The sequence below is a fragment of the Arthrobacter sp. TmT3-37 genome (genome assembly GCF_054510835.1).
In genome coordinates, this window is the sequence record NZ_JBTNDU010000001.1 from 591,460 (window position 1) to 601,401 (window position 9,942).

A 9,942-nucleotide genomic window follows, 5' to 3' on the forward strand; every position below is an offset into this window, starting at 1 on the left:
CCGTCGCGGCACCCTGCGTCCTGTCCGTCATTGAACACGTCACAAAGGGGTAGAACATGACCGCCGAACGACAAGGCGATGCCTTCGAGAACCTGCTGCACGAGGAACGGCGCTTCCCGCCCAGCGACGCGTTCGCCGCGAACGCCGTCGCCCAGCCGTCCCTCTACGATGAGGCACGCGAGCAGGGCACGGAGTTCTGGGCCCGCCAGGCGCGGGAGCTCCTCACCTGGGACCAGGACTTCACCGAGACGCTCGACTGGTCGGACGCGCCCTTCGCGAAGTGGTTCGTGGGCGGCACGGTCAACGCCGCCTACAACGCCCTCGACCGCCATGTCGAAGCCGGCCTCGGCGACCGCGTCGCCATCCACTTCGAGGGCGAGCCCGGTGATACACGCACCATCACGTACGCGGAACTGACCCGGGAGGTGAAGAAGGCGGCGAACGCCTTCGAGTCGCTCGGCGTGGCGAAGGGCGACCGCGTCGCCGTCTACCTGCCCATGATCCCCGAGGCCGTCGTCACGATGCTCGCCTGTGCGCGGATCGGCGCCGTCCACTCCGTCGTCTTCGGTGGTTTCTCGGCGGACGCCCTCCGCAGCCGCATCGACGACGCCGAGGCCAAGCTCGTGGTCACCTCCGACGGCACCTACCGCCGCGGCAAGCCGAGCCCCCTCAAGCCGGCGGTCGACGGGGCCCTTGAGAAGGAGGGCCACACGGTCACGAGCGTGGTCGTGGTCCGCCGCAACAACGAACCGGTCGAGTGGACCGAGGGACGCGACACCTGGTGGCACGACGTCGTCGACGGCGCCCCGGAGGAACACGTCGCCGTCGCGCACGACTCGGAGCACCCGCTGTTCATCCTGTACACCTCGGGGACCACGGGGAAGCCGAAGGGCATCCTGCACACGACCGGCGGTTACCTCACCCAGACCGCGTTCACCCATCGGAACACCTTCGACCTGCGGCCCGAGACCGATGTGTTCTGGTGCACGGCGGACATCGGCTGGGTCACCGGTCACAGCTACGTCACCTACGCGCCCCTCGTGAACGGCGCCACCCAGCTGATGTACGAGGGGACGCCGGACACCCCGCACCAGGGCCGCTGGTGGGAACTGATCGAGAAGTACAGGGTGTCCATCCTCTACACGGCACCGACGGCCATCCGCACGTTCATGAAGTGGGGCCGCGACATCCCGCAGAAGTACGACCTCTCGTCGATCCGCGTGCTCGGCTCCGTCGGGGAGCCGATCAACCCCGAGGCGTGGATGTGGTACCGGGAGGTGATCGGCGGCGGACAGGCGCCGATCGTGGATACGTGGTGGCAGACGGAGACCGGCGCGCACATGATCGCGCCGATGCCCGGGGTGACCGCGACCAAGCCGGGCTCCGCGCAGGTCGCCGTGCCGGGCATCGCCGTCGACGTCGTCGACGAGATGGGGGTGTCGGTGCCGGACGGTTCCGGCGGCTACCTGGTGATCCGCGAGCCGTGGCCCGCCATGCTGCGTGGCATCTGGGGCGACCCGCAGAGGTTCAAGGACACCTACTGGTCCCGCTTCGACGACATGTACTTCGCCGGGGACGGCGCCAAGAAGGACAGCGACGGGGACATCTGGCTCCTCGGCCGGGTCGACGACGTCATGAACATCTCCGGCCACCGCCTGTCCACCACCGAGATCGAATCGGCGCTGGTGAGCCACCCGTCCGTCGCGGAGGCCGCCGTCGTCGGCGCCAGTGACGAGACGACGGGCGAGGCCGTGGTCGCCTTCGTCATCCTCCGTGGCTCGGCGAAGGACGACGACGACATCGTCACCACCCTGCGCAACCACGTGGGCAAGGAGATCGGACCGATCGCCAAGCCGCGGAACATCCTGGTGGTGCCCGAACTGCCGAAGACCCGCAGCGGGAAGATCATGCGGCGCCTGCTCAAGGACGTCGCCGAAGGCCGCGAGGTGGGCGACGCCACGACGCTGTCCGACCCCACGATCATGCAGCAGATCGCCGTCTCGCTCCGGAAGTAGCGCCCGACCCGAGACGCAGAGAGGCCCCCGCGCGTGCGGGGGCCTCTCTGCGTCCAGCTGGAACGGATCAGCCGATCGTGGCGTCGACCGTGACCTCGATGTTGCCGCGCGTGGCGTTCGAGTAGGGGCACACCTGGTGGGCCTGCTCGACGAGTGCGTCCGCCGTCTCCTGGTCCACGCCGCCGATCTCGGCGTGCAGGGCGACGGCGAGCTGGAACGCGCCGCCCTCGACCGCGTCGATGCTCACCTCGGCGGTGACCGCCGTGTCGCTGATCCTGGCCTTGCTGCGGCCGGCGACGAGCTTCAGTGCGCTGTGGAAGCAGGCTGCGTAGCCGAGGGCGAAGAGCTGCTCGGGGTTCGTGGCGCCACCGGCGCCGCCCATCTCCTTCGGGACCGCCAGGTCGACGACGAGCTGCCCGTCGTCCGTGTGTGCCTTGCCGTTGCGTCCGTCGCCCGTGGCGGTGGCGACTGCGGTGTAGAGAGCACTCATGTGGGGAGATCCTTCCGTCGTGGGGGCCGGGCTGGCCCCCGCTCCTTCAGGTAGACTAACTAGTAACTCCACCCGACCCAAATCCACCCTCTCACGGGAGCATCCATGAACGCCCAGCCCTCCGTCCGGGAACGCATCCTCGCGTCCGCGACACGACTGTTCGACGCTGACAGCATCCGCTCGGTCAGTGCGGACAAGGTGATCGCCGACGCCGGGACCACGAAGGTCACCTTCTACCGGCATTTCGGGTCCAAGGAGCACCTCGTGGTGGCCTACCTCGAGAACCAGCTGGAGCAGTTGCGGACCGCCGTCGACAGGGAGCGTGCTGCGGGCCCGGATGCCTGCAGCGTCCTGCTCGCCCTGGCCGCCGCCAACGGCAGTGCAGCCTGCCGGCCGGGATTCCGCGGATGCACCTTCATCAATGCGGCCGCCGAGTACCCGGCAGCCGACAACGTGGTCCGCGCCGCCGTCGAGCGGTACCGGGCGTGGTTGCACTCCGTCGTCACGGAGCTGCTGTCCGAGCTCGGGGTGGAGCAGCCCGGGATCGTCGCGGACCAGCTCATCATGCTGCGTGACGGCGCAATGGTGCAGGGCTACCTGGGCGACCCGACGGCGATCACGGAGTCGCTCATCACCACGGGGCGTGCCATCATCACCGCCGGTGCCGGTTCGGCCCTGCCCACCTGAGCAGCCCGGCGGCTCCGAGCAGCGCCGCAGCGGCCGCGCTGCGGACGGACGACCTGCCCGGGATGTGACGTTCGTCCGAAAAGATGGCCCGTACGCCGGAGCGAGAGGATGATTTCAGCGTGTCCACTACCGTGCAGCAGCCCCCCGTATCGAATCCGCGCATGGCCCGCCGCGTCGCCGGAGCCTCCTTCGTCGGAACAGCCCTCGAGTCCTACGACTTCTACGTGTTCGGCACCGCCGCCGCGCTCGTCTTCAACACCGTCTTCTTCACCGAGCAGGATCCGCTCGCCGGGACCCTCTCGGCATTCCTGGTCTTCGCGATGGGATTCGTCGCACGCCCCCTCGGCGCGATCCTCTTCGGACACCTCGGTGACCGGATCGGCCGCAAGCGCACCCTGATCTGGACCATCACCCTGATGGGGCTGGCCACCGGCACCGTCGGGCTGCTGCCCGACTACAGCACCATCGGCGTGTGGGCACCGATCATCCTGACCGTGCTGCGCCTGCTGCAGGGGCTCTCGCTCGGCGGGGAGTGGGGCGGCTCGATCCTCATCGCCACCGAGCACGCCGAGCCCCGCAAGCGCGCGCTCTACGCCTCGATCCCCCAGCTCGGGTCCCCCGTCGGCACCATGCTGATCTCCGCCATCTTCCTCGTCCTCGCCGTCGTCGCCCCGGACGTCATGACGACCTGGGGCTGGCGCATCCCGTTCCTGCTCGCCTTCCCGTTCCTCGCCGTCGCGATCTACCTCCGGCTCGCCATCGACGAGACGCCCGTCTTCCGGGAGACGAGCCGGCAGCATGCCCTCCCCCGCGTCCCCTTCCTCGAGGTCCTGAAGTCCCAGCCCACCGCGATCGTGGTCGCCATCGCCTCCGCGGTCCTGGGTATCGGCTCCTACTTCCTCATGGTCACCTACACCCAGGCCTACGGCACCGAGACCCTCGAGCTGTCCCAGGCGACGGTCCTGAACGCAGCCCTCGTGGGGTCGATCCTCCAGCTCGTCACCATCCCGGCCTTCGGCTACCTGGCGATGCGCATCGGCTCCGCGAAGGTGGTCGCCGGCGGGGCGCTCGGGACCGCGCTGATCGCCTTCCCGCTGTACTGGACCATCAGCATCGCGACGGAACCCCTGTACATCGCCGCGATCATCCTCGGCGGGATCCTGCCGACCGCCAGCTGGGCAGCCCTCGGCGGCCTGATGGCGGACATCTTCCGGCCGGCGACGGCGTTCACCGCCCTGTCCTTCGCCTACAGCATCGCCGCGATCGTCGCAGGCTTCGCCCCGTCGATCACCCAGCAGTTCGGCATCGCGACGGGCGGTGCCTGGTGGCACCCGGGCGTCGTCCTCGCCGCCATGAGCCTCGTGACGGTGGCCGGCGCGGTGGGCGCGGTGCGGTTGCGCTCCCGCCTCGCGGATCCTCCGGCCGGTGCCGGGCGTGCGGCATAGTTAGGGCATGACCCCGGCACGCACCCCCCGCATCCTCGTGATCAACGGCCCGAACCTGAACCTGCTCGGCACCAGGGAGCCGGCCGTGTACGGGACGGCGACGCTCGACGACGTCGTCCGCCTCGCGTCGGATGCCGCACGGGAGCGCGGCTGCACCACGACGGCGATGCAGTCCAACCACGAGGGCGAGATCATCGACGCCATCCACGCCGCACGCACGACGGCGGACGGGATCGTCATCAACGCCGGCGCCTACACGCACACGTCGATCGCCATCCGGGACGCCCTCGCCGGGGTGGGCCTCCCGGTCGTCGAGGTGCACATCAGCAATGTGCACCGGCGCGAGGAATTCCGGCACCACTCCTTCCTCTCGGGCGTCGCGGACGCCGTGATCGTCGGTGCAGGCGTCGACGGCTACCGTCTGGCGGTGGACCACCTCGCGGCCCGGCTGACCGCTGCGGCCGACGGCGCCGCATCGTTCCCGAAAAGTTAGCCCGGGCCCCGTCCCGTGGACGGCGACGGCCCCGGACATAGGGCACGATGGTGCTATGACGGACATCACTCCCGCCGGAAGCGCGGCCGACCAGCCAGAGAACCTCGACGCACCCCTGCTCGAGGTGCGGAACCTGGCGGTGAGCTTCCGGACCACCCACGGCGAGGTCCAGGCGGTCGAGGACGCGAGTTTCACGCTCAAGCGCGGCAGCGCCCTCGCGATCGTCGGCGAATCGGGCTCGGGCAAGTCGACGACGGCGATGGCCTGCATCGGCCTCCTGCCCGGCAACGGCCGGGTCACCTCCGGCAGCATCCTGTTCGAGGGCCAGGACCTGGTGGCTCTGCCGGAAGCGAGGATGCGCTCCATCCGCGGCAGGGCGATCGGCCTCGTACCGCAGGACCCGATGTCCAACCTGAACCCGGTGACGAAGATCGGCACGCAGGTCGCCGAGACACTCCTCGTCCACGGCATGGCGACCAAGAAGAACGTCAAGCAGCGCGTCATCGAGGTACTGACGGCCGCCGGCCTGCCCGACGCCGGCGAGCGCGCCAAGCAGTACCCGCACGAGTTCTCGGGTGGCATGCGGCAGCGGGCCCTGATCGCGATCGGCCTCGCCTGCCAGCCCCGCCTGCTCATCGCCGACGAGCCGACGTCGGCCCTGGACGTCACCGTGCAGCGCACCATCCTCGACCAGATCGAGACGATGACCGAACAGCTCGGCACGTCGGTCCTCCTCATCACGCACGACCTCGGGCTGGCCGCCGAGCGTGCCTCGCAGCTCGTGGTGATGCATCGCGGCCGTGTGGTCGAGACCGGACCGGCCGAGCAGCTGCTCAACGATCCGCAGCACCCCTACACGCAGTCCCTCGTCCGGGCGGCCCCGAGCGTCGCCGCCGTCCGCCTGCGCCCCGGCGCCTTCACGGCGGACGCCGCGAGCCGGCTCAAGCTGGCCGAGGCCGTCTTCGCGGAGCACGAGGCAGGACACGACGGCGGGGTTCCCACCGACCACGGTTCCGACCACCTTCCCGCGACGAGTGATGGACATGCCCAGGACGCACCCCGCGCTGCCGCCGGAGCGCATGCTGCGACGTCGTCGTCGGACCGTCCGGCCGCACCCGGGATCGACGCGGCTCCCGCCGGCCCCGCAGCTCCCCCGAACATCGTCGAGATCCGTGACCTCACGAAGATCTACAAGCGCCGCGGCAGCAAGGAGGACTTCTACGCGGCGAAGAACGTCACACTCGATGTCCCGCGCGGGCAGACCGTGGCGATCGTCGGGGAATCGGGCTCGGGCAAGACCACGACGGCGCGCATGCTCCTCAAACTGATCAAGCCGACCTCGGGGACCATGACGTTCGACGGCATGGACGTGGCCACCCTCGACAAGGCGCAGCTCAACGACTTCCGCCAGCGCGTGCAGCCGATCTTCCAGGACCCCTACTCCTCGCTGAACCCGATGTTCACGATCGAGCGCATCGTCGAGGAACCCCTCAACGCGTACAAGCGCGGGTCCCGGAAGGAGCGGGCGACACGTGTCCGCGAACTGATGGACCAGGTCTCCCTCCCGCAGAACGCCCTGCGGCGCTACCCGGCGGAACTCTCCGGCGGGCAGCGGCAGCGTGTGGCGATCGCACGGGCCCTCGCCCTGCAGCCCGAGCTGATCGTCTGCGACGAGCCCGTCTCCGCGCTCGACGTCCTGGTGCAGGCGCAGATCCTGAAACTCCTCGGCGAACTGCAGTCCGAACTGGGCCTCAGCTACCTCTTCATCTCCCACGACCTCGCCGTCGTCCGCCTCATCTCGGACTACGTGTGCGTGATGAAGGACGGCGAGCTCGTGGAAGCCGCCAGCTCCGAAGAGGTCTTCCAGAACCCCCGCCACCCCTACACCCGGAGGCTGCTCGCCTCCATCCCGGGCAACGAGCTCAACATCGACGAGGACCTGGCCTCCTAGAGCCGTCACCAGCCGATGCGGTCGAAGGCCTCCCGGAGCTTGCGGCCGCGCAGCGGGTTGAGGGACTCCACCCAGGAGATGCGCCCGCCGAGGTGTGCGCGGAAGTCGGCCTGGCCGCGTCGCTGCGACTCCGGACCGTGGACGAGGCAGTTGTACAGGGTCGCCTTGAGGGCGTCGTAGTCGGCCCGTGCCACGTTCGGATGCGCATTGACGACGACGCCCGTCACGGTCTGCCGTGTCGCCGCGCTGTGGACGCGGGTCTTGTGCCTGTTCACCTCGTGGCCCTCGGCCGCGACGATGCGCTCGGCACCCCGGAGAAAGGCGTCCGCCCGGCGGGCGAGGCCGGCTGGGCCGCTGAAGGCGAGGTCGTCCGCGTAGCGCGTGTACGTGCCACCGGCTGCCTCCGCCCAGCCCGCCAGCCGGGAATCGAGCCGCCGCACCGCGAGGTTGGCGAGGGCGGGTGAGGACGGCGCGCCCTGCGGGAGGTGTGCAGCACGCAGGGCCTGGGCGAGTGCGAAGCGCTCCTCCGGAGTGCCGCCGCCGGGCATGGCCCGCAGGACAGCCTCGGGGACGGAGTGGGTGCAGAGTCCGGTGAGTACGTGCGCGGTGGCCTCGGGGCAGCCCGCCTGCCGCAGCACACCGAAGATCCGGCCCGGTGACACGTGCGCGAAGAAGGAGACGAGGTCCAGAGAGATGACGACGTCCGTCCCGGCATGCAGAGCCGCACCCGTCCTCGCGCTGCGTCCCGGGACGAACCCGTGGGCGGCGGGGTGCAGGGGGATCGGGGCGAGGACGAGATCGAGCACCCGGCGCTGCACGGTGCGCAGGCGGATCCCGGGGACCTCCAGGAGCCGCGGGACACGTCCCGGGCGCGAACGCCACTCGTAGCGGTAGTGGCGGAGTGCCTGGCTCGGTGCGCGCCGGTTCCAGGACCGGGTGTCGGCGAACCAGTCGAGCTCGCCCGGTGTCAGCCTGAGCTCCCGCGCGAGCCGGCCCAGGTCCCCGGCGCCCGGTGCTGCCGGCGCCCCCGTCCCGAGGTCCACGCGGGATGGGCGGTGCCCCTCCTCCGGGGCGCCTGCGGTCAGGTACCGGGCCGGGGTGATCGGAACGCCCCTCGCGGCCGCTCGCCCGATCGCGTCCGTGAAGACCGGCTGGGCGCGGATCCAGCGGGCGAGCTCACGCGGAGCGCCGTCGGGCCGCCGCGGGTAGCCGGCGAGCACGGCGCGGACGAGCGGCCCCAACCAGCGCCGCCGGCTCCCGAGGACGGCGGCACCGGCGTCCAGGAGGTCCTCGCGCTGCCAGGCGGGCGCGGTCAGGAATGCCCCCGCGAGGAGGAACGCGAGTCCCGGACCGCCGGGCGCAGGCGTCCGTGCGAGCGTCCTGGCCGCCGCCGTCCCACGGCTGGCCCGGTCCGGGCCGCCCCGGGCAGGGAAGGATCCGCCGTCGTCCGGCAGGGATTCGGTGTCGTCCATGGCTCCCCCTCCGCCTGGGCGTCGCCGCACCGGTGTGCGACAGCGCGACGGATCCCGGCCGACCTGTCCTTCTGTTCGGGCGCTGAGCTGCGCGGAGCGCAGTCAGGCGCCTGAGGCGCCCTGTGCTGGTCGGTCTGCGTGCCCCGGGGTGACCCCGGAGAGGAACGCGCACTGCGTGCGTGTTCCGCCTCGGCCGGGATCCGTCGGATGCCACCCTAGCAAGCGCCACGAATTCTCATGGCCTGTACCAGCGCGGGAAGGGCGCATAGATTGGCCGCACACGACGAGGCGGAGGAGCAGCATGAGCGACCAGGTGATCACGGGAACGACGACGGCGTCGGGCTGGCCGGCGCTGCGCGTCGCGGACTGGCAGGACACGCAGTCGACACTACACATGTGGCTCCAGGTGGTCGGCAAGATCCGCATGGCGCACGCCCCGCTGGTCAATCACTGGTGGCAGGTGCCGCTCTACGTGACGCCGCGCGGGCTCGGCACCTCCGCCATCCCCTACGGGGACGGGATGTTCGACATCGAGGCCGACGTCGTGGCGCACCGCCTGGTGGTGCGCAGCAGTTCCGGCGGGGACCGCAGCGTGCCGCTCGAGCCGCAGTCGGTGGCGGAGTTCCACGCCCGGACCATGGCGGCACTGGCCGAGCTCGGCATCGACGCACCGATCCGGGCCGTGCCCACGGAGGTGGATCCCGCCGTACCCTTCGCCGAGGACCACCACCACGCGTCCTACGACGCAGCGGCGGTGAACGCGTTCTGGCGGCAGCTCATCCAGGCGGAACGGGTCCTCACGCGCTTCCGCGCCGAGTTCCTCGGCAAGGTGAGCCCCGTGCACTTCTTCTGGGGTGCCATGGACCTTGCCTGCACGCGCTTCACCGGACGTCCTGCCCCCATCCATCCGGGCGGTGCGCCGAACTGCGCCGACTGGGTCATGCAGGAGGGCTACTCGCACGAGCTCTCCAGCTGCGGGTTCTGGCCCGGCGGCGGCGAGGAGGGCGCCTTCTACTCCTATGCCTACCCCGAGCCCGAGGGGTACCGCGATGCCGTCATCGACGTCGACGGCGCCTACTACAGCACCGAGTTCCGCCAGTTCCTGCTGCCCTACGAGGCCGTGCGCACCAGCGAGGACCCGGATGCCACGCTGCTGCGGTTCCTGCGGGCCACCTACCGGGCCGCGGCGGCCACAGGAGGGTGGGACCCCGACCTGCTCATCGACCCGCACCGACTGGACCGGCACGCCCGCTAGGAGGGCCTTTGGCCCCCCTGCCCCGGAACCGGCAGCGGGGGGGGGGGCGGGGGGGGGGGGGGGGTGGGGGGGGGGGGGGGGGGGGGGGGGGGTTTCGGGGGTTTGGGTTTGGGGGGGAGCGCAAGGAGTCTCCC

8 protein-coding genes are annotated in these 9,942 nt (G+C 70.7%); 6 read left to right on the plus strand and 2 right to left on the minus strand.

Going from position 1 to position 9,942, the window contains the following annotated elements; genetic code table 11:
* Nucleotides 1–56: 56 nt before the first annotated feature.
* Complete coding sequence (acs, locus tag ACX80U_RS02820) at nt 57–2,015, plus strand: acetate--CoA ligase (RefSeq protein WP_133081183.1); 1,959 nt, start codon at nt 57–59, stop codon at nt 2,013–2,015.
* Nucleotides 2,016–2,082: 67 nt separating this feature from the next.
* On the opposite strand, the gene ACX80U_RS02825 is transcribed toward acs, so the two are convergent.
* On the minus strand, nt 2,083–2,505 hold the full coding sequence (locus ACX80U_RS02825; protein WP_459267328.1) for an organic hydroperoxide resistance protein: 423 nt from the start codon (nt 2,503–2,505) through the stop codon (nt 2,083–2,085).
* Between the two features lie 105 nt (nt 2,506–2,610).
* Between ACX80U_RS02825 and ACX80U_RS02830 the strand changes: the two genes are divergently transcribed.
* The 4 genes from ACX80U_RS02830 to ACX80U_RS02845 all read left to right on the plus strand — a co-directional run bounded on the left by ACX80U_RS02830 (nt 2,611) and on the right by ACX80U_RS02845 (nt 7,081).
* Nucleotides 2,611–3,192 carry a TetR/AcrR family transcriptional regulator gene (locus ACX80U_RS02830; protein WP_459267329.1) on the plus strand — a complete coding sequence of 194 codons (582 nt, stop codon included), beginning with the start codon at nt 2,611–2,613 and terminating at the stop codon, nt 3,190–3,192.
* 161 nt (nt 3,193–3,353) lie between these two features.
* Nucleotides 3,354–4,637: an MFS transporter gene (locus ACX80U_RS02835; protein ID WP_459267330.1), complete on the plus strand. Its 1,284-nt coding sequence runs from the start codon at nt 3,354–3,356 to the stop codon at nt 4,635–4,637.
* A gap of 7 nt (nt 4,638–4,644) precedes the next feature.
* Nucleotides 4,645–5,130, plus strand: coding sequence for a type II 3-dehydroquinate dehydratase (gene aroQ, locus ACX80U_RS02840; RefSeq protein ID WP_459267331.1), 486 nt, complete (start codon nt 4,645–4,647; stop codon nt 5,128–5,130).
* Between the two features lie 55 nt (nt 5,131–5,185).
* Complete coding sequence (locus ACX80U_RS02845; RefSeq protein ID WP_459267332.1) at nt 5,186–7,081, plus strand: dipeptide ABC transporter ATP-binding protein; 1,896 nt, start codon at nt 5,186–5,188, stop codon at nt 7,079–7,081.
* 5 nt (nt 7,082–7,086) lie between these two features.
* Here ACX80U_RS02845 and ACX80U_RS02850 read toward each other — a convergent pair whose 3' ends face one another.
* Nucleotides 7,087–8,553, minus strand: coding sequence for a reverse transcriptase family protein (locus ACX80U_RS02850; protein ID WP_459267333.1), 1,467 nt, complete (start codon nt 8,551–8,553; stop codon nt 7,087–7,089).
* Between the two features lie 301 nt (nt 8,554–8,854).
* Between ACX80U_RS02850 and ACX80U_RS02855 the strand changes: the two genes are divergently transcribed.
* The gene (locus ACX80U_RS02855) at nt 8,855–9,808 is read left to right on the plus strand and encodes a DUF5996 family protein (RefSeq protein ID WP_459267334.1); all 954 of its coding nucleotides are present in this window, start codon (nt 8,855–8,857) and stop codon (nt 9,806–9,808) included.
* Nucleotides 9,809–9,942: the final 134 nt, after the last annotated feature.

Excerpts from the sequence above, each read along its gene's own strand:
- aroQ (WP_459267331.1), top strand. The coding sequence starts at position 4,645 with ATGACCCCGGCACGCACCCCCCGCATCCTCGTGATCAACGGCCCGAAC.
- acs (WP_133081183.1), top strand. The coding sequence starts at position 57 with ATGACCGCCGAACGACAAGGCGATGCCTTCGAGAACCTGCTGCACGAG.
- ACX80U_RS02835 (WP_459267330.1), top strand. The coding sequence starts at position 3,354 with ATGGCCCGCCGCGTCGCCGGAGCCTCCTTCGTCGGAACAGCCCTCGAG.
- ACX80U_RS02845 (WP_459267332.1), top strand. The coding sequence starts at position 5,186 with ATGACGGACATCACTCCCGCCGGAAGCGCGGCCGACCAGCCAGAGAAC.
- ACX80U_RS02825 (WP_459267328.1), bottom strand. The coding sequence starts at position 2,505 with ATGAGTGCTCTCTACACCGCAGTCGCCACCGCCACGGGCGACGGACGC.
- ACX80U_RS02850 (WP_459267333.1), bottom strand. The coding sequence starts at position 8,553 with ATGGACGACACCGAATCCCTGCCGGACGACGGCGGATCCTTCCCTGCC.
- ACX80U_RS02830 (WP_459267329.1), top strand. The coding sequence starts at position 2,611 with ATGAACGCCCAGCCCTCCGTCCGGGAACGCATCCTCGCGTCCGCGACA.
- ACX80U_RS02855 (WP_459267334.1), top strand. The coding sequence starts at position 8,855 with ATGAGCGACCAGGTGATCACGGGAACGACGACGGCGTCGGGCTGGCCG.